This is a genomic window from Vibrio sp. 10N.261.51.F12, assembly GCF_041471725.1.
Taxonomy (GTDB): Bacteria; Pseudomonadota; Gammaproteobacteria; order Enterobacterales; family Vibrionaceae; genus Vibrio.
On the sequence record NZ_JBFROV010000009.1, the window covers coordinates 174,229 to 194,303 of the forward strand.

Annotated in this window: 16 protein-coding genes; 9 read left to right on the top strand and 7 right to left on the bottom strand. The window is 44.6% G+C overall.

The features are described from left to right. Nucleotides 1-97: 97 nt before the first annotated feature. From AB4405_RS05495 to AB4405_RS05510, 4 genes are all read right to left on the bottom strand, one after another. Entirely contained in the window at nt 98-847 is a 750-nt protein-coding gene (locus tag AB4405_RS05495; protein WP_372059954.1) for a siderophore ferric iron reductase, read from the bottom strand. Nucleotides 848-902: 55 nt separating this feature from the next. Then, complete coding sequence (locus tag AB4405_RS05500; RefSeq protein WP_372059955.1) at nt 903-3,032, bottom strand: TonB-dependent siderophore receptor; 2,130 nt, start codon at nt 3,030-3,032, stop codon at nt 903-905. Nucleotides 3,033-3,163: 131 nt separating this feature from the next. Then, nucleotides 3,164-4,060, bottom strand: a complete 897-nt coding sequence (locus AB4405_RS05505) for a helix-turn-helix domain-containing protein (RefSeq protein ID WP_372059956.1) — start codon at nt 4,058-4,060, stop codon at nt 3,164-3,166. 210 nt (nt 4,061-4,270) lie between these two features. Further along, on the bottom strand, nt 4,271-4,456 hold the full coding sequence (locus AB4405_RS05510; protein ID WP_102469908.1) for a DUF3545 family protein: 186 nt from the start codon (nt 4,454-4,456) through the stop codon (nt 4,271-4,273). Nucleotides 4,457-5,156: 700 nt separating this feature from the next. Between AB4405_RS05510 and AB4405_RS05515 the strand changes: the two genes are divergently transcribed. Together AB4405_RS05515 and yaaA are read left to right on the top strand one after the other, a co-directional pair. After that, nucleotides 5,157-6,599, top strand: a complete 1,443-nt coding sequence (locus AB4405_RS05515; protein ID WP_157933723.1) for a sodium:alanine symporter family protein — start codon at nt 5,157-5,159, stop codon at nt 6,597-6,599. A 113-nt stretch (nt 6,600-6,712) separates the two neighbouring features. Then, nucleotides 6,713-7,492 carry a peroxide stress protein YaaA gene (gene yaaA / locus AB4405_RS05520; protein ID WP_102469910.1) on the top strand — a complete coding sequence of 260 codons (780 nt, stop codon included), beginning with the start codon at nt 6,713-6,715 and terminating at the stop codon, nt 7,490-7,492. Between the two features lie 194 nt (nt 7,493-7,686). Here the strand turns inward: yaaA and srmB are convergent, their stop codons facing one another. Together srmB and AB4405_RS05530 are read right to left on the bottom strand one after the other, a co-directional pair. After that, complete coding sequence (srmB, locus tag AB4405_RS05525) at nt 7,687-8,916, bottom strand: ATP-dependent RNA helicase SrmB (RefSeq protein ID WP_372059958.1); 1,230 nt, start codon at nt 8,914-8,916, stop codon at nt 7,687-7,689. A 95-nt stretch (nt 8,917-9,011) separates the two neighbouring features. Beyond that, nucleotides 9,012-9,734, bottom strand: coding sequence for a tRNA1(Val) (adenine(37)-N6)-methyltransferase (locus AB4405_RS05530; RefSeq protein WP_372059959.1), 723 nt, complete (start codon nt 9,732-9,734; stop codon nt 9,012-9,014). Between the two features lie 295 nt (nt 9,735-10,029). Between AB4405_RS05530 and brnQ the strand changes: the two genes are divergently transcribed. Beyond that, nucleotides 10,030-11,343 carry a branched-chain amino acid transport system II carrier protein gene (brnQ, locus tag AB4405_RS05535; protein ID WP_372059960.1) on the top strand — a complete coding sequence of 438 codons (1,314 nt, stop codon included), beginning with the start codon at nt 10,030-10,032 and terminating at the stop codon, nt 11,341-11,343. Nucleotides 11,344-11,461: 118 nt separating this feature from the next. On the opposite strand, the gene fldB is transcribed toward brnQ, so the two are convergent. Then, nucleotides 11,462-11,980, bottom strand: coding sequence for a flavodoxin FldB (fldB, locus tag AB4405_RS05540; RefSeq protein ID WP_102469914.1), 519 nt, complete (start codon nt 11,978-11,980; stop codon nt 11,462-11,464). A gap of 158 nt (nt 11,981-12,138) precedes the next feature. On the opposite strand from fldB, the gene xerD reads away from it, so the two are divergent. The 6 genes from xerD to AB4405_RS05570 all read left to right on the top strand — a co-directional run bounded on the left by xerD (nt 12,139) and on the right by AB4405_RS05570 (nt 19,955). Beyond that, a complete protein-coding gene (gene xerD, locus AB4405_RS05545; RefSeq protein WP_102469960.1) occupies nt 12,139-13,047 on the top strand; it encodes a site-specific tyrosine recombinase XerD in 909 nt (302 codons plus the stop codon). 60 nt (nt 13,048-13,107) lie between these two features. After that, a complete protein-coding gene (gene dsbC / locus AB4405_RS05550) occupies nt 13,108-13,887 on the top strand; it encodes a bifunctional protein-disulfide isomerase/oxidoreductase DsbC (protein ID WP_102469915.1) in 780 nt (259 codons plus the stop codon). A gap of 35 nt (nt 13,888-13,922) precedes the next feature. Beyond that, the gene (gene recJ, locus AB4405_RS05555) at nt 13,923-15,662 is read left to right on the top strand and encodes a single-stranded-DNA-specific exonuclease RecJ (protein WP_372059961.1); all 1,740 of its coding nucleotides are present in this window, start codon (nt 13,923-13,925) and stop codon (nt 15,660-15,662) included. A gap of 104 nt (nt 15,663-15,766) precedes the next feature. Beyond that, nucleotides 15,767-16,865, top strand: a protein-coding gene (prfB, locus tag AB4405_RS05560) for a peptide chain release factor 2 (RefSeq protein ID WP_372059962.1) whose coding sequence is annotated in 2 segments (ribosomal slippage) — nt 15,767-15,841 and nt 15,843-16,865 — 1,098 coding nt in all. Because the reading frame shifts where the segments join, the coding sequence is not laid out codon by codon here. A gap of 30 nt (nt 16,866-16,895) precedes the next feature. After that, nucleotides 16,896-18,413: a lysine--tRNA ligase gene (gene lysS / locus AB4405_RS05565; protein WP_102469918.1), complete on the top strand. Its 1,518-nt coding sequence runs from the start codon at nt 16,896-16,898 to the stop codon at nt 18,411-18,413. A gap of 213 nt (nt 18,414-18,626) precedes the next feature. Further along, nucleotides 18,627-19,955: a sigma-54-dependent transcriptional regulator gene (locus AB4405_RS05570; RefSeq protein ID WP_372059963.1), complete on the top strand. Its 1,329-nt coding sequence runs from the start codon at nt 18,627-18,629 to the stop codon at nt 19,953-19,955. Nucleotides 19,956-20,075 lie beyond the last annotated feature (120 nt).

The window sequence follows — 20,075 nt, forward strand, 5'->3', positions numbered from 1 at the left end:
CAAATGAGAGTGATACTCAATCATAATATATATGTGGCGCTCATTCTTATTTTAAATGGGTATGCGTGCACGGTACAAAGGTTTGTTCGGTATGCCGCTAAGTGCGACTTTTATTCTGAGGGCAGCCCTGACAATAGGAACCATCACGTCGTCGATAGTGCATGCAGCATGAACGACGCTGAATGAATAACTCGCCATCATGGGATACATCAAGGCGGCCAAACCGAGATAGAGGAAGGGCGAGTAATTGCTGCCAATGCGCAAGTTCGTGAGCAAAGGTGTCGTGCAGTTTATTTGAGGCGAGCCGGTTTGACCCTACCCTATGTTTGAGACCACGAAGCAGCATCTCCATTACGGTGTCAGCGAGCAGTTTCTCTCTGGTTGCAGGGCTCATTCGACAGACCTCGCCCAATTGATCGGCTAGATTGCTTAACAACTTGGTCAACTCCTGGGCCGCGAGTTGTTGACGTTGGTGTTGGTCGCCGGCTGTCCACTCATCCTCTACGAAGTCAAAGGTGCCGACGACACCAGATTCGGTGTTTAACCCCTGCTTCATGCTGCTTAGTTTAGGAACGAAATCTGAATAATAGGTTGCGATAAGGGCAATCGTGATAGGCTGCCAGGTGAGCATAGCCCACGTTCGAGTTTGCCAGTAAATAGCACCGGCTTCAGGGTAGGCCTGCTGCCAATAAGAGTAGAGCCTATGAATCTCAGGGCTTGATTTAGAATCAGGTATTATAGCATCAGCATCCCGACTCAATGGTATGAGCAAAGGGGAGACTTGTTGTGAAATATGTGTCAGACCGTGTAGGTGCGACATATTTTCAATGGTGAGTGAACTATGCATTCTTACCCTAAATTAAAGTACTCCAACCGCTGTTGAAGTACTTTTCTATGATTGATTACAGATCAAACTTCACGTTCAGCTGAACCGTCTGCTGTTGTCCATACCAGCAATAACTCTCGTTCCAACAGGTATAGTATTCTTTGTTAAATAGGTTATTCGCAATTAAGTTTGCTGATGCGCCTTTGAGCGAAGAGCTGACTTGACCTAAGTCGTAGCCGATAGAAAGGTCAACTAAGGTGTAAGACGGTAAAGTGCCTGCATTTTTGTTGGACGCATCATTGCGGACAGTGTTACCCACATAACGAACCCCACCACCGACTCTTAAACCACGCATTGTGCCTTCATGAACCGTATAGTTAGCCCATAGATTTGCGGCATGATCTGGCACGTAAATGAATTGTTGGCCCACATTAGACTGGTCTTCATCTTCTGTGATTTCCATGTTGGTATAGGTATAGTTAGCGATGATATCGAGGTTGTCATTGATTAACGTCTTACCTTCAACCTCAAGGCCCTGCGAGCGAACTTCACCAATGGCTTCATAAGGCGATGCACCGTCTTTACGCACCCCAACATTACGTTTTTTGATATGGAACAGCGATGCCGAACCTGACGTGGTTTTGTCGTAAGAGGTGTATTTGACCCCAGCTTCAACTTGTTCACCCTTTTCAGGTTCTAGGTTATTGCCATTGGCATCAAGTTTCGCATTGGGTTCAAAGCTGGTCGCAAAGTTGGCAAATGGCGATAGGCCGTTGTCGAACTGATACATTGAGCCGAGGCGATACGAGAAATTATTATCACGTGTTGTTGTGTTGTTGGGTGCTCCGCCGCCAACCGAAGCCTTAGTCGTCGACTCCACGATGTCATAGCGACCGCCGGCGATAAAGACCCAATTATCAATCAGCATTTGATCTTGGAAATATCCGCCAAGCTGTTTCATTGACACATCGGTGTTGGACCAATAATTTTTATTAAAATCATTGGGATTGAGCTGATTGTTGTCTGGGTTGTATAAGTTAATGCTGCCCACATTATCAAACGAGTCGTAAGCGGCAGAGCCTTCTATTGTGCGATAGTCCACACCGAACAATAGATAGTGGTCAAGGCTTCCGGTATTGACGAAGCCCGACAATTGGTTGTCGACACTGACGCCATTGGAGTTTTCATCCGTGCTGTAAGCGGTACGCTGCAGCTCACCCGTTTGAGCGTTGAACGCGCCGCTATTGGTGCTCTTTTGGCCAAATTTAGTGGTCATATAGCGAAAGTTTTGGAAGAAAGACCAATCGTTATTAAAGTCATGTTTGACCTTATAGCCCGTGAGTAAAAACTCACGATTGATATCGTTGTAATTCACATCGCCTGCAAAAGTTGAGGGCGAAATTTTTCCTGACTCGATGGCCGCTAATGGCACCGTGGCATTTTGTCCTAGTGCTGGGTCGTTCTGATAGTAAAGGTTGAAGTTAACGAAAGTGTTATCAGATACGTTCCAATCAATAGAGGGCGCGATGAGATAGCGTTCTTCTTTCACGTGATCAACTTGTGTGTCTTTTTTTCGGCCAAGAGCAATAAGTCGATAAGAAACGTTGTCGCTGAGTGCACCCGTTTTATCAATCGAGGCTTCCATTAGGTTGTCGAGACCTGTCGCGACCTTAACCGAGGTTTTTTCTTCAAAGCTCGGCGCCTTAGCGATAATGTTAACCATGCCTCCTGGAGGCATAGTGCCGTAAAGCACCGACGTAGGGCCTTTGAATATTTCTAGGCGTTCCATTGCTATCGCGTCAATTTGTGGCTTCGCGTTCCATCCTGGCAACCCTGGTAGCATCAAGCCATCATAATAATTATTCGATGAACTAAAACCGCGGATATTTACCCAATCCGTTAAGACGACTGCACCGCCTTTATTTTCGGTTGATACACCGGGTGCATAGCGTAGAGCCTGCATGACAGATTGAACACCGCGCTGTTCCATTTGTTTGCTTTCAATGACATTGAGCGTTTGTGGTGTCTCTTCAGGAGATAGCGAGGTCTTGGTGGCTGTGTTTCGATAGGTTTTGCCTAACACCGTCATTTGTTCATCGGTTTGTGGTGATGAATTGTTGGCCTCAGTTTGTTCGGCAAGGACGGATTGAGAAGATAGCGTGATTGATACGATTACTGCTATTGGGCTGATTTTTATAGTTAACATAATTTATAAGTAGTCTTAACGAGTATGCAAATGTTATTGATAATTAATTTCATTTGCATTCTAGCGATTATATTATCGAGATACTTAACAATTTGGTGCAAGTTTTTTGAAAAGGTCGAGGGAAAGAGCCTTTATGGGGTGCCGATGGCGCTAATAGGGAGCCAAAACTCCATTTTAGCGTCAGGTTTGAGTGGATCGTAGTAGCTAGGGTAGCATTCTAGCTCATAGCCTTCTTCGCCGTGAAAACCGGATTGCGGTAGCCAATGGTAGAGTACCCATTCTAAGGTTTGGGGGAAGTTTGCTACAGGACCAATATGCGTGATGACGGCATAGGTTTGTTTTGGAATATTCAAGCTTTGTAATGAGTCCAGTTGACTCAGACAATCTTGAGTACCGGCTGCCCAATAGATAACTTGTGCGTTCGGAAGTACATGGTTCGTATCAATGACCCCGAAGTAGTGTTCGCCATTGGAGATAGGGTGAGCGTCTAAGCATTGAGCGAACTGGTGCCAAATATTGCGCACTTGAGTACTAAACTGGGGATCACTTGAGTGAAGACTATCGATGGGAGTATGGATGCCCCAAAACTGGCTAGGTGCACGCGTTTCGATACGTACCATCTGGCTCGCGCTTTGTTCAAGTGGCAGCTCGGGACTCATGGTCAGTGGTAAACGGATACCTTTAAGAATACCTTGTTGTTTATACTGGCGGGGTGAAACGCCAAAGAGTTGCTTGAAGGCGCGGCTAAAGCTTACCTCGGAATTGAAACCAAACTCTAAGGCGATATCCGTAATTTTAGAGGTGCTAGCTAATAAGTGTTCAGCGGCACGGCTGAGTTTTTGTTGGCGAACATATTGCGCTAAATTTTGATTCGTTTGTTCTTGAAAGACTCTTTGAAGCTGCCAGCGTGACCAGCAACTTATTTCTGCAAGTTCCGACACCGTCAGGGGTTTATCCAAATTTTGATTGATGTAGTCGACCACTCTTTCCACTCGGTTGAGGTGAGTTGGTTTTCTTTTGGAGACCATATATCAAGAGACTTTATTGATGGTTCGGTGGCAACATTTTGGCATTTTTCATAACAGGCGTCGAATTAATAAACGGTTGGATGGTCGTCTATTGAGAAAGGTGAGAGGAGCTCTGAGTCAATACCCGATAAAATAACACCCTCATATGAGGGCGTTATATTAATTTTAGCAAAGAAGGTTCAGGCACCCTCATCACCAAAAACTAGTGAATTAAAGCTTGATATCTTCAATCGCGAAATCAAGACCAATGTCCATATCGTTGAGTTCTTTTTGTAAACGTCGTTTGTCTTTTATTGCTTCTATTTCGCGCCATTTACGCTTTAGCGGTTTTGATCGAGCTGCTCTTGTCCGGGGAGCATCCATTTCCATTATGTCGTTTAGTTCAAAGCCATCCATAAGCTACCTCTTAGTATTAATCTCCTTGCGGAGCCTTTTAAGTACCATATTCCAAGGCAGCATAACTATGATTTGTTTCTCATTTGTTTCGTTAGCATGAATGTTTTATGCCAAATTGAACTCAATCTCACAGTTTTAATTTATTGAGTTGTTTAAAAAATAATCGTTTAACTCACATAATGAAAAAGAATTGTCTTAGCAAGATTGTTAACGTGGATGGCGGGATGATGGATGGGTGCGCCGAATACGCTGAGCGAAACATTCTCATTCGCCAAGAATGATTAAAAAACATGTGATGCCGTAAAATTCACTCGACCTCCGATGGACAAAGGTTTACTAGGAAATGTCAGTATAAAATCAGGTTTGATTGCTATGCTTACTAATTGTTACTGGTAAGCAGCGTTTTTGATGATAGTTGGTAGTGCAATTGTTGCGACAACTGTTAAGGGAACGTGATGTTAAGGTGAAAAAAAGGCAGATATAAGTGCAGTTGCGTATTGATTTTTGCTGAGCATCCCTGCAAAATCCGCTCCGTCAAATACGATGTCGAATTGTATTTCGTTCCTAATGGGTGAGAAATACAAGCTAAGTTGCCGTGAAAAACAGTGAATTAATCAAAACCACACGGATGGGTATAACCTCAGCAACTTAGTCAGTACAGGAAGTACTGCCGACGCTCTAATTTTAAAGAGGTTTTAAAGTGACAGACGTAATTAGTTTAATGAACGATCTTCTTTGGGGATCGATTCTGGTTTATCTACTCGTAGGCGTAGGGATATATTTTACAGTTCGCCTTGGGTTCATTCAGTTCCGCCATTTTGGTCACATGTTTAGTGTGCTAAAAAATAGCCGAAAATCCGATGCTGCTGGTATCTCATCTTTCCAAGCACTTTGTACTAGTTTAGCAGCACGTGTGGGCACCGGTAACATGGCTGGTGTCGCCGTTGCCCTGACATTTGGTGGCCCTGGTGCAATTTTCTGGATGTGGTTAATCGCGATGCTTGGTATGGCAACGTCATTTGCAGAAAGCACATTGGCACAGCTGTACAAGACTCGTGATGATGACGGTAACTACCGTGGTGGTCCGGCGTACTATATGGAGAAAGGCCTGGGGATGCGCTGGATGGGCGTATTGTTCTCAGTGTTCTTGATTGTCGCTTTTGGTCTTGTGTTCAACGCGGTTCAAGCCAACGCCATTGCGAATGCCATGCAAACGGCATTTGGTTTTGAGCCTCTGTACGTGGGCATTGTTATTGCTCTGATTTCTGCGTTCGTCATCTTTGGTGGCATTCGTAAGATTGCTCGTACGGCTGAACTGATTGTTCCAGTGATGGCGCTTGCCTACCTTGTGCTGGCTTTTTACGTTGTTTTCATGAACATCGAGAAAGTGCCAGAGATTCTGGCGTACATTTTTAAGAGTGCGTTTGGTCTGCAAGAAGCCGCTGCTGGTGGCGTGGGTTATGCCATTGCACAGGCGATGATTCAAGGCATTAAGCGTGGCTTGTTCTCAAATGAAGCGGGTATGGGTTCAGCGCCTAATGCGGCAGCATCGGCAACACCATATCCACCACACCCTGCGTCACAAGGTTACGTGCAAATGTTGGGTGTCTTTGTGGATACCATTGTCATTTGTTCTGCAACGGTTGCTATCATCTTGATGTCTGGTGAATATGTTCCTCACGGTGAGGTCACTGGTATTGAACTGACACAGCGTGCATTGAGCTCACAAGTGGGCGATTGGGGCGGTATTTTTATTGCGGTCGCGATTTTCTTCTTCGCCTTTACTTCAATCATTGCTAACTATTCTTATGCAGAGACGAACTTGATCTTCTTAGAGCACAATCATAAAGCAGGACTCGGTCTATTCCGTCTTGTAGTGCTAGGCATGGTACTGTTTGGTTCGGTGGCTACGCTTCCTATGATTTGGGCGCTCGCCGATGTCTCGATGGGATTGATGGCGTTAGTTAACTTGGTCGCCATCATTTTGTTGTCGGGCATTGTGGTTAAGCTTGCGAAAGACTACAACCAACAGCTTAAAGCAGGCAAGGTACCGACCTTCAATGCTGATGAATACCCTGAGTTGAAATCTCAGTTAGAACCAGGGATCTGGGATAGCAGAGAGAGCGCTGACAAGACGAAATAGTCTTAATAGCTACCTTCTATCTCAGAAATAGACGAAGCCATGCAGGATTTCATTGAAGTTCATGCGTGGCTTTTTTTATACTGGTCACAAATAATCATGATAAGAGTAAAGTTATGCTAATTGTTGTCTCACCTGCCAAGACGCTGGATTATGAATCCCCTTTGGCAACTGAACGTTTTACCCAGCCTGAATTTATTGAGCAGTCGGCTGAGCTGATTGAAGTATGCCGTAAGCTTACCCCAGCCGACGTGTCTGCGTTGATGAAGGTGAGTGACAAAATCGCAGGGTTGAATGTGGCACGCTTTGCGCAGTGGGATACGACGTTTACACCCTCGAATGCACGTCAGGCTATCTTGGCATTTAAAGGTGACGTGTACACAGGGTTGGCTGCTGAAACGATGTCTGAGCAAGATTTTGATTATGCTCAGTCACACCTCCGCATGTTGTCTGGCCTTTATGGATTGCTAAAGCCGTTAGATTTGATGCAGCCTTATCGTTTAGAAATGGGCACAAAGCTCGCTAACGAACGTGGCAGTAATCTTTACCAGTTTTGGGGGGATATTATCACCAACAAGCTTAACGACGCTCTCGCTTCTCAAGGGAGCGATGTGTTGGTGAATTTAGCTTCTAATGAGTACTTCAAAGCGGTGAAAGAGAAACAAGTAAAAGGTCAGGTCGTGACACCGGTGTTTAAAGATTGCAAAAATGGCCAATACAAAATTATCAGCTTCTACGCTAAGAAAGCGCGCGGCATGATGGCTCGTTATATTATTGATAATCAAATCGATTCAGTTGAATCATTGAAAGGTTTCGATACAGCAGGCTATTACTTTGTAGAAGCTGAATCAACAGCATCGCAGTTGGTCTTTAAGCGTGAAGAGCAAAACGTGTAAACGGTAAATGTCTCAATGTAAAATAAGATGACGAATGAAACCGTGATGTTTAGGATCAAAAATCCCCACTCAATGAGTGGGGATTTTTAGTCATGATGACCGAGTACTTTTAGCGCCTAAGCGGGTGCCCATCATTAAATAAGGTGTCGCTGATCGAGTGTATATCGGTGATACAGCATACCGTCACGACAGGGTTACTTCTTTTTACTCGCTTTTTTCTTTACGGCTTTTTTCTTGTCGTCTTTTTTAACTTTCTTCTTTTTCTTTACTGTCGGCTTTTTGTGCGTTGGTCGAAGACCGTCGATGAAGCGCTCTTTGATTAGCTCGCTGGTGTAACGGCCAACACGTTCCATCATTGCTTGGTCGTGTGCCTCAACGAGCGAGATCGCGATACCTTTTTTACCCGCTCGGGCAGTACGGCCAATGCGGTGTAAATACACGTCAGCAGTACGAGGCAAATCGTAGTTAATCACGTGCGAAACATCGGGAAGGTCAATACCGCGAGCTGCAACATCGGTAGCAAGTAATACATTTACCGATCCATCTCTGAAGCGGCTAATCGCATTGTTACGACGATCTTGTGGCATTTCACCTTGGATCCACGCACAAGGAATCTGTGCACTATCAAGCTGTTGACGAAGCTCGGCAAGACGCTCACGTGTTTTCAAAAAGACAATGGTACGTTCTGCTTGCTCTGTCAGAATGTGTTTAAGTAGTGTGAGTTTGTGCTCTGCGGTATCGGCTCGGTGATACCATTGTGTGATCTTTTTGCGCTCACGTAGAGACGGTTCTGCTTTGATTTCTGCAGGGTTCTTAAGAAGATCTGCGGTATACCCTTCCACGCCTTGGCCTTCCAGTGTGGCGGAAAACAATAGCGTCTGTTTACGCCAGCGACACTCTGAAGACAAACGGTCAACGGTAGGGGCAAAACCCATATCAAGCATACGGTCTGCTTCATCAAGAATTAACCATTCGATAGCACGACAATCAAAGCGTTCTGCCTCGATGTATTCCATTAGACGACCAGGGGTTGCAACAACAATATCTTGCGTGCGTGCCAGTGTGTCTGCGTGGGTGTCATACGTCACACCACCAGTAATCGTCGCTACCTTCAGGTGAGTGTTTTTTGCTAATGCTTTAGTATGTTCAGCCACTTGCATGGCAAGCTCACGTGTTGGGGTCAAAATCAGTATACGAGCAGGACCTGCTTTTCTGCGTGGTAAGTCTAGCAAATACTGGATCGCTGGGATCGCAAATGATGCGGTCTTACCCGTGCCTGTTGGTGCAGATGCCAAGATATCTTTTGCATCTAGCGCTTGTGGGATGGCTTCTGCCTGAACCTGAGTAGGGCGTTCGTAGCCCATTTCTTCAATCGCTTCTAAAAGGACTGGGTCTAAATCTAATTCGGCGAATGTTCTGATCACTATCGTGTCTCCACAAGACGGAAGTTGTACCTGCACAAAAAAACGACACAGGAAAAGTAGGGCGGCTATTATACTCAAACGCTCGCTGAGCGCACTTACATTTTAAGGTAAAAATCGCGAGTTAGGTGAATAAAGGCCTCGGAATAGCCACCATTAGCACTATGAATGACTAAAGTCTCTTGTTTTAGTACGGTCTGTTGTTTGCAAATAGTGAAAAGAACTCGATTAACCGCTTTCTTTTCTGTCGCTCGAACGAGACAACAGCGAGCTAGATTCCAACCTTGTTTGCACGCCATATCAATAAATTGTTCTCCCTCGATAAGCGGTAATACAAAGCTAGCGTGTCGGTTGTCATCAAGTAATTGGTCGCACCGCAGTAACAGCTCTGAGTGGGCGAGTGAGGCCGTATGCCGAGCGGTGGCACGCTGTTGATTCAGAGCATGTTCACCAGAGTTAAAATAGGGTGGATTGCAAATAATGCCTGAATAACGGTGCTCAAGAGGGAGACGGACAATGTCACCATGGGTTACTTGAATTCGATCATGCCATGGAGATTGAGCAATATTATGACGAGCATCGATGATCGCACTAATTTCGATGTCTATGCCATGGATTGATGCCGTGGTATATCGCTGCGCCAACATTAACGATAGCAACCCGGTACCGACACCGATATCAAGCAGTTGGCTTGAGTCATTAAATTCAGCCCAAGCGCCAAGCAGTACGCCATCGGTGCTGACAGGCATGCCTGCGTTACCGGAATGAATCTTGAACTGTTTGAATGCAAAGCTTTTTGTTTTTTGGGAACTGTATGTCATTTTGTTTTGTCAATCGTTTGCTATTGAGATTATTCATCTAATGTTAATTGTTTGTGCGGTTTTATGTTCTGATTGTTTTTAAGTTGTGTAGGTAAATGATCGGGATTATATTTTGGTTATAAAATAAAACCTAGTGTATTGAACTGGTTTTGTCTCTACTTTGTAATTTAATGTAGTGTTTTTTCTGGTTCTATTGCCAATCGAATGGTGATTCGTCATCATGCCGCCCTAAATTATACGGGAAAGCGATGATTTTCTCGAAAAACACACAACATTAACGAATAGAGGTATATCTGTGAACCAACGTTTAAAAACAACAGATATTATAGCAGTCGGCTTCATGCTGTTTGCATTTTTTCTAGGTGCGGGCAATATCATTTTCCCACCTCTTGCTGGTCAACTTGCGGGTGAGAACTTATTGCCAGCCATGACGGGTTTTCTTATCACTGCTGTCGGTCTCCCTCTTATTACCATTATTGCCGTCGCAGTTGCAGGAGGTTCTTGGGAGCACCTAACGAAAGATCTTCCCAAGCGTGCTGCGATGCTTATCGCTGTGTTGATTTTTATCATCATTGGTCCTGCGTTTGCTGCTCCACGTACCGGGCTGGTGGCCTATGAAATGGCAATTCGTCCGTTCTTTGCTGAAGCGGCGCAGGCTCATTTGACTATTTTCTCAATTCTATTTTTTGCGGTAGCGATGTTTTTTGCTTGGTCACAAGGCAAATTGATTGACGTGATTGGTAAGGTTTTGACGCCCGCATTGTTCGTTGGCCTTATTGTTCTAGCAGTAGCGGTCTTTGTGGATCCACAGGGCGCAATGATTGCACCTGTGGGTGATTATGCAACACAACCATTAACGACGGGCTTTCTTGAAGGCTACAACACCATGGACACCTTTGGGTCTTTGATGTTTGGCATGTTGATTGTTGATGCGCTGCGTAAGAAAGGGATTACTGAACAAAGTGCAACGACTAAATATCTGATTAATGCAGCATTTATTGCCGCAGCTGGTCTAGCATTTGTTTACATCTCTTTGTTTTATTTAGGCGCGACCAGTGCAACGGTTGCTGCAGGTGCTGACAATGGCGGAGCAGTATTGAGCCAATATGTGCAAGCGCTGTTTGGGCCGTATGGTCAGATTGTTTTATCTATCATTGTATTGCTTGCGTGCTTAACCACTGCGATTGGTTTGATCTCAGCGTGTTCTGATTATTTCAGCAGCATTACCTCTGTGAGTTACAAAAAATGGGTTCTGATATTAGGTCCGGTGTGTGCAACGGTTGCAAATATTGGTCTCGCTCAGCTTATTTCGTTGTCAGTTCCGGTCTTGTTTGCTCTTTATCCTGTAGCCATTGCTCTTGTAGCATTGACGTTTGTACGTAAATTTCTACCAAACCCTCAATTGGCTTATCGAGTTGTGATCTCAGTTTCGTTAGCATTTGCATTGATTGATGCGGCAAAAGTGAGTGGCATTGATGTGTCAGCATTCAACGTGCTGCCACTATTTAATGTCGGGATGGGCTGGGTACTACCAACGACAGCGGCCATCATTTGTATGTGCTTTATTGGTCGTTCGTCGAGTGATCTTACCGAAGAAACAGCATCGTAGTGATGGCTTAGATTTAAAATAGCGCTTTGAAATTAAAAAACGGCACCTTAGAGTGCCGTTTTTATTGGGGTTAGCGTAAATGACACACCCTAAACGTTAGCGGGTATGACCAGGCGCTCTATAAAGAATCTTGAAATTCGACAAGAATCTGTTCACACCACGTCGCGATTCGTTCATCACTTAACTCATACTGAGAGTCTTCATCCAACGCCAGTCCAACAAATTTCGTATCGTTGTCTATCAGTGCTTTTGAGGCATCAAACTCATAGCCAACATTAGGCCAGTAGCCGATAAACTGAGCGCCAGTCGGCTTTAGTTCGTCATGCAGCATTCCCATAGCATCCAGATACCACTCGCCATAACCTTCTTGATCGCCGAGTCCGAATAGTGCGACGTGTTTGCCTTTTAGTGACACGCCAGCGATGTGATCCCATATCCCGCCCCAGTCTTCTTGGAGTTCACCGAAATCCCACGTTGAGATCCCTAAGATAAGTAAATCATAGTCGCTCATTTTCGAAATAGGGGTCTCTTTTACGTTGAATATATCGACAAGCTCTGGGCCAATAATGTCGCGTATTTTTTCGGAAGCCATCTCGGTGTAGCAGGTCGATGAGCCGTAAAATAATCCTATTTTCATAATCTGTTCGCATGGTTGGTCAATCTGTTACCCAAGATTCTACCTTTAAAACGCTTAGCATTGCAGCGGTTATCGAGGATTTCTTGAGTTTTTATGGCAATATTTCTTTAAGTCTAATATTCTGTTTTAAGTACTGTATAAACATACAAGAGGCTTCTGTGAGTGACGTCAATATCCAAGACCAAGGTTTCGTCGAGCATTTTTTGGATTCGATGTGGATGGAGCGAGGTTTAGCGGAAAATACGCTGTCATCGTATCGAAATGACTTAATGAAACTGCTCACCTGGATGAACAAGCATAACTACAGGCTGCAGTTTATAAGTTTTGCTGGCCTACAAGAATATCAAGTGTGGTTGGTTGACCAAGACTTCCATCAGAGCTCTCGGGCTCGCATGCTCTCAGCGATTCGCCGTTTGTTTCAATACCTTCATCGAGAAAAAGAGCGAGGTGATGACCCGACCGCTTTGCTCATCAGTCCTAAATTACCCAAGCGTCTGCCAAAGGATCTGACTGAAGACCAGGTCATGGCGCTTCTCGAAGCACCGGATTTGAATAATCCGTTAGAATTGCGTGACAAGGCGATGCTAGAGTTGCTCTACGCCACTGGACTTCGTGTGACTGAATTGGTGAGTCTCACGATGGAAAATATCAGCCTGAGACAAGGGGTTGTTCGTGTCATTGGTAAAGGCAACAAAGAACGGCTCGTCCCTATGGGTGAAAACGCGATCGATTGGATCAGTGAGTTTATCGAAAAAGGGCGGCCCGATTTACTGGGCGAGAAAACCTCAGATGTCGTATTTCCCAGTAAACGAGCGAGACAAATGACGCGGCAAACGTTTTGGCATCGGATCAAATACTATGCTGTACTGGCAGGTATCGATACTGAAATGCTTTCTCCGCACGTATTGAGACATGCTTTTGCTACGCATTTGTTGAACTACGGGGCAGATTTGCGTGTCGTACAGATGTTGTTAGGGCATAGTGACTTATCAACGACACAAATTTATACTCATGTAGCAACTGAAAGGTTGAAAAATATTCATAGCCAGCATCATCCAAGGGCTTAATTTACCGTTTCGAATGGTTATCTCATCGAAACATCACATTTAGAAATCATGGTGACTTTAATGAGCGTAATGCGCTGTTTGACTCTTTTATCTCTTCCTTTCTTTGTGACGGCTTGTGGCGCTGAAGAAGCGAAGCCTGCTCCTACTCCAGTTGAAGTGGCGACAGTCCAAGCGGATGAGGCGGCGATTACGTCACGTTTCGCTAAAATTGGCATTGATGTGCTTGAGATTGTTCCGTCCGACGTGGCAGGACTGATGGAAGTTCGCACAGAAGGCGGGGTGTTGTTTACCACACCATCTGGCGATCATTTTATCGCAGGTACTCTGTATGCGTTAGATAAAGATGGTAACTACAAAGATATCGTCGCTGAGCGCCAAGCGCCGTTAAATGCTAAAAAAATAGCGCAATATCGCGATAGCATGATTGAATACAAAGCGGATAATGAAAAATACGCGGTGACCGTATTTACCGATATTACATGTGGTTATTGTGTCCGTCTGCACAGTCAAATAGAAGGGTATAATGACCTAGGCATTACGGTGCGCTACTTAGCTTACCCTCGTGAAGGTGTGAATGGGCAAGTGGCCGAAAATATGGCCAAAATCTGGTGTGCTGAGGATCCGAAAACCGCAATGCATGATGCAAAAGTGAATCGTAAACAGCCTACTTTTGATGGTGATTTGGCTCAATGTAAAGCAACGATCGCGAAGCATTATAATTTAGGTCGTGAATTAGGGATTAGTGGCACACCTGCGATCTTCCTTCCTAATGGTGAAATGGTTGGAGGTTACCTACCGCCGGCTGATCTTCTAAAGCGCTTAGAAAGCACTCAACAATAATTAGGGTAGGGCGCTTAATTGAGCCCTTTTAATCTATGATAGAAATTCAACGCCGTGATGCGGTCGATATCTCTGTATTGCCAGAGAGCATTCCAGAAATTTTAAGACGCTTATATCTTTCTCGTGGTATCAGCAGTGTTGCTGAGCTTGAGAAGGCATCAAAGGGCTTACACTCTTATACTGAATTGGCCGGAATTGACAAGGCCGTTGAACTGCTGTTTCAGGCTGTGCGTGACCAAAAGCGCATTATTGTTGTTGGTGACTTTGATGCGGATGGTGCCACGAGCTCGGCGTTGTCTGTATTAGCATTGCGTATGCTTGGCAGTCGCAACGTTGACTATTTGGTGCCTAATCGATTTGAAGACGGTTATGGCTTGAGCCCTGAAGTGGTTGATCAAGTACTGGATATTGGTGCGGAAGTTATCATGACCGTTGATAATGGCGTGTCGTCTATTTCTGGGGTGAAATACGCCAAAGAAAAAGGGCTACAGGTTATTGTTACCGACCACCACTTACCGGGATCCGAGCTTCCCGATGTCGATGCCATGGTGAACCCTAATCTTACCGATTGCGGTTTTCCTTCCAAAGCATTGGCTGGTGTTGGTGTCGCGTTTTATCTAATGATGGCTTTGTGTGTAGCGATGCGAAAGCAAAACTGGTTTGCTTCGCAAGGCATGCCAGAACCCAAGCTGATGGGGCTGATTGACTTGGTTGCATTGGGCACGGTTGCTGATGTCGTCCCGCTCGATAGAAATAATCGTATCCTAGTACATCAAGGCCTTCAGCGAATAAGAGCAGGTAAAGCGAGACCAGGTATCCAAGCGTTGATCGAGATCGCCAAACGCGATCCAAGAAAATTGGTCGCGACGGATTTTGGCTTTGCGCTTGGGCCAAGGATCAATGCGGCCGGTCGGCTTGATGATATGTCTTTTGGAGTCGAGCTTCTGATGAGTGATAACATTCACGCTGCTCGCCGAATGGCCAGTGAGTTGGATGGATTGAACCAAACTCGAAAAGAGATTGAAGAAGGAATGAAACAAGAGGCGTTAGCCTTTTGTGAGCGTCTACAGATCAGTGACAAGGCAGCTATGCCGTATGGTTTAGCACTGTTTCAGCGCGATTGGCATCAAGGTGTCATCGGTATCTTAGCATCTCGTATTAAAGATAAATTTCACCGACCTGTTATTGCATTTGCGGATGGTGGCGAAGGAACGATTAAAGGTTCGTGCCGGTCTATCCCTGGATTACATATGCGCGATGCACTCGATCGAATCGATACTCAAAACCCAGGATTGATCGCCAAATTTGGTGGGCATGCCATGGCTGCGGGCTTGACCATTCAAGAAAAAGACTTCGAACGTTTTAGTCAATTGTTTGATCAAATTGTCCGTGACGAGTTAGGTGAAACAGCATTAAAAGGGGTCATCTTATCAGACGGTGAGTTAGCGCCAGAAGAATTCACAATGCATACCGCTGAGACGCTGCGCGCTGGTGGACCTTGGGGACAAGCGTTCCCTGAGCCAATTTTTGATGGGGAATTTAAAGTCTTGCATCAAAAATTGGTAGGAGAAAAGCACTTAAAACTGATGGTTGAACCCATGCATAAGGGGTTTGGAACCAATATTATGCTGGATGCTATTGCGTTCAATGTTGATCTGCGTCGTTGGCCAGATGCGTCAGTGAAAACCGTGACTTTGGCGTACAAATTGGACATCAATGAATTCCGTGGAAACCAATCTCTACAGCTCATGGTCGATTACTTAGAGCCGCGATAGCGGCTTTTTCAAAACAGCAAGTAATATCGATATTTTTCTGTATCTTCATCACATTTTTGAGTAGAATTCTCCGGTTAAATTCTACTCATAAATGCTGAGCAAATATGTTTGAAATCAATCCAATTAATAACCGCCTGCAGGACGTGACTGAGCGCACGAATATCCTGAGGGGGTATCTTTGACTACGATGCCAGAAAAGAGCGTCTAGAAGAAGTTAATGCAGAATTAGAACAACCGGATGTATGGAACGAACCTGAGCGTGCGCAAGCGCTAGGTAAAGAGCGTTCATCACTTGAAGCCATTGTCGAAACTATCGATATTCTTGACCAAGGCGTTGAGGATGTTGCTGGCTTATTGGAGCTTGCGGTTGAAGAGCAAGACCAAGAAACCTTTGATGAAATCGAACCTGAGCTTGCTGAACTCGAAGTTAAGTTAGAAAAGCTTGAGTTTCGTCGTATGTTTGCGGGTGATCACGATGCATCAGACTGCTACATCGATCTACAGTCAGGATCTGGCGGTACCGAGGCGCAAGACTGGACTTCCATGCTACTTCGTATGTATTTACGCTGGGCTGAAGCGAAAGGCTTTAAGACAGAGGTCATAGAGGTCTCTGATGGTGATGTTGCTGGTTTGAAAGGCGCGACGGTCCGTATTAGCGGCGAATACGCTTATGGTTGGCTACGTACTGAAACCGGTGTCCATCGATTAGTGCGTAAATCACCATTTGATTCAAGTGGTCGTCGCCATACCTCTTTTGCTTCTGCGTTTATTTATCCAGAGATTGATGACAACATCCAGATCGATATTAACCCATCCGATCTACGTATTGATGTTTACCGTGCGTCTGGCGCGGGTGGTCAGCACGTCAACACCACAGAATCAGCGGTCCGTATTACACACGTCCCAACGAATACCGTGGTTCAGTGCCAGAATGATCGTTCTCAGCATAAGAACAAAGATCAAGCGATGAAGCAACTTCGAGCTAAACTGTTTGAGTTAGAAGTACACAAGCAGAATGCCGAAAAACAAGCGAACGAAGATGCGAAGTCGGATATAGGCTGGGGAAGCCAAATACGTTCATACGTATTGGATGACTCACGAATTAAAGATTTACGTACAGGCGTTGAAAACCGTAATACACAAGCGGTTCTCGACGGCGATTTAGACAAATTTATCGAAGCTAGCCTGAAATCAGGCCTGTAAGCTAAAAGCAACTTAACAGGGTACATCCAAATGACTGATGCTGTTCAAAATGAAAACGTACAAGAAGAAAACAAGTTAATTGCTGAGCGTCGTAGCAAGCTGGATCATATCCGCAAAAGCTGCAAAGCAAATGGCCACCCTAACGATTTTCGTCGTGAAAATCTTGCCGGCGACCTTCAAGCTGAATTCGGTGAAAAGACGAAAGAAGAACTAGAAGAACTGAACCATATTGTAGCGATTGCTGGTCGTGTCATGGCAAAGCGTGGTCCGTTCCTAGCGATCCAAGAAACATCGGGTCGTATCCAAGCTTACGCGGCAAAAGACGTACAAAAAGTATTGAAAGAGAAGTACCAAGGCCTTGATATCGGTGACATCATTGGCGTTAAAGGTGCACTTCATAAGTCTGGTAAAGGCGATCTTTACGTGAACATGGAAGAATTCGAATTGCTAACAAAAGCACTTCGTCCTCTACCTGAAAAATTCCACGGCTTAACGGATCAGGAAATGCGTTACCGTCAACGTTACGTTGACTTGATTGTTAACGAAGATTCACGTCAAGCGTTCATCATTCGTTCTAAGTTGGTGTCTTCTATCCGTAACTTCATGAGCTCAAAAGGTTATCTAGAAGTAGAAACACCAATGATGCATGTGATCCCTGGTGGTGCGACGGCTCGTCCATTCGTGACTCATCACAATGCACTTGATATTGATATGTACCTGCGTGTAGCACCTGAGCTATACCTGAAGCGTTTAGTTGTGGGTGGGTTTGACCGAGTATTCGAAATCAACCGTAACTTCCGTAACGAAGGCCTTTCTCCTCGTCACAATCCAGAATTCACTATGATGGAGTTCTACCAAGCATACGCGGATTACAAAGATCTTATGGATCTGACCGAAGAGATGCTAAGTACAGCTGCGATGGACGTACTGGGTTCAACGTCTATGCCATACGGTGACGAAACGGTTGAGTTTGGTGGTACTTATACACGCATCAGCATGTTTGAAGCTATTAAACAGTACAACCCAGACCACGCTGAGATTCAAAAAATGACGGAAGCTGATATTCAAGATCGTGACCTAATGGTTGCTATCGCAAAATCAGTGCACGTTGATGTCGAGTCATTCTGGACATGCGGTCAGTTACTTGAAGAAATCTTTGGTGAAACGGCTGAACCTCAACTTATTCAACCAACGTTCATTACCGGTTACCCTGCAGATATTTCGCCATTGGCTCGTCGTAGCGACAGCAATCCATTCTTTACTGATCGTTTTGAGTTTTTCATTGGCGGCCGTGAAGTGGCAAATGGTTTCTCAGAGCTTAATGATGCTCAAGATCAAGACGAGCGTTTTAAAGCGCAAGTGAACGCTAAAGATGCAGGTGATGATGAAGCGATGTACTACGATGCAGATTATATTACTGCATTAGAGCATGGCTTACCGCCAACGGCAGGCCAAGGTATTGGTATTGATCGTTTAGCCATGTTGTTTACTAATACGCATACGATTCGTGATGTAATTTTGTTTCCAGCGATGCGCCCTCAACAATAATCTGTTGATTGCTATGTTTTTTAAGCCTCTCTTTGAGAGGCTTTTTTTATGCCAAAAAAACAATAACTTTTGTAGAAAAATGGAAAACAGTGCACTAGTCTTAAAATTGAGACAACTAAAGTCATCAATATGGCGTGAGTAACCTTGTGAGAATAGTCCTATTCAATAGAATTAACGAATTAACAACTAAAAACAATAATAAGGAATGATGTAATGGGGACCGACTTTAGGATGGATTCCATCCCAGGCGCCTTAGTGGTGGTGGGGGGGACGTATGAGCCATGGTTATCAGTTTTAGAGCAGGCCGGTTGGCGTTGCACGCAGTGTTCTGATTTAAGAAAGGCAGATGCTATTTTCTCAGATACTGGGCCTTGTATTGGCATCGTGGATCTGACACGCGATGACTTTAGTTTGAACGGTATTGCAAAGCTTGTGAGCACACATAAGCAGGTGAGATGGATAGCCTTTATCCGAGAGTCACAATTAAGCTCTGACACTATATGCCAATTTATCGTGAATTTTTGTATCGACTTTTTTACGACGCCCATTCCAGATTCGCGCTTGATGGGAACGATTGGCCATCAGCTAGGCATGCTTAAACTCGAACAAAAAGTGTGGCCGCATAATGGTAATAACAATGATCTAGGCCTAGTAGGACAATCATTACCGTTACGGCGCCTAAGAGATCAAATTAAACGCATTGGCCCGACGGATGTCAGTATAATGATTCACGGTGAGGTAGGTTGCGGTAAAGAAACCGTAGCAAAGGCCATTCACCGTTGTTCTGCGCGGTCGCAAAAACCTTTTATATCGATCAACTGTCGAGCCTTTTCTGATGCGAGGTTTGAGAATGAATTCTTCGGGTTACACAACCCTGATCAGATATCACTGCTCGATCAAGCCGCTGGCGGTACGATTTTATTGAACGATATTTTTACCTTGCAACCCAAACAACAAATGAATTTATTAAAGTTCTATCAAGAGGGCAAGGTTGAAACCGTTGATGGTTGGAAGGAGTATGATATTCGTGTGCTGGCTTCTGATTCATCCGATATTGAAAAAGCGTTAGGGGATGGTTTGTTTAATGACGAGCTGTTTCACTGTATCAATGTATTAAGAATTAATGTCCCAAGTCTTAAAGAGCGTGCTACCGACATAGGATTGCTGGTTAATCACTATATTGGTCAGTTTTCAAAAGAATTTAATTCCCCCGTAAAATCCATTGATGATGATGCCCTAAAAACGCTGACCTATTATCATTGGCCTGGCAATGTCAAAGAGCTACTCAATCAAGTCAAGCGAGCCGTGTTAATGACAGAAGAAGAGGTACTTTCTAAGAAGCACTTTGAACTGCCGGGTACATACTCGGGTAAGCGGAGTTTAAAGAGCATTCGAGAACGTTCAGAGCGAGATGCATTAATCTTAGTACTTGATAGCCATAATGGTCAGGTGACCTTAGCGGCAAAAGAGCTGGGAATCTCAAGAGCAACGATGTATCGCTTGCTGAATAAGCATAACCTAATTACGGAAGAAACCTTATAGAGCGGGTTATTCATTTTTAAAGCCACTGTATCCTCAGTGGTTTTAATTCTCTTATCTGTTACATTATTTTTGTGATCTATACGACGGTCTATTAATTGGCAATATTGTTAATTATAAATA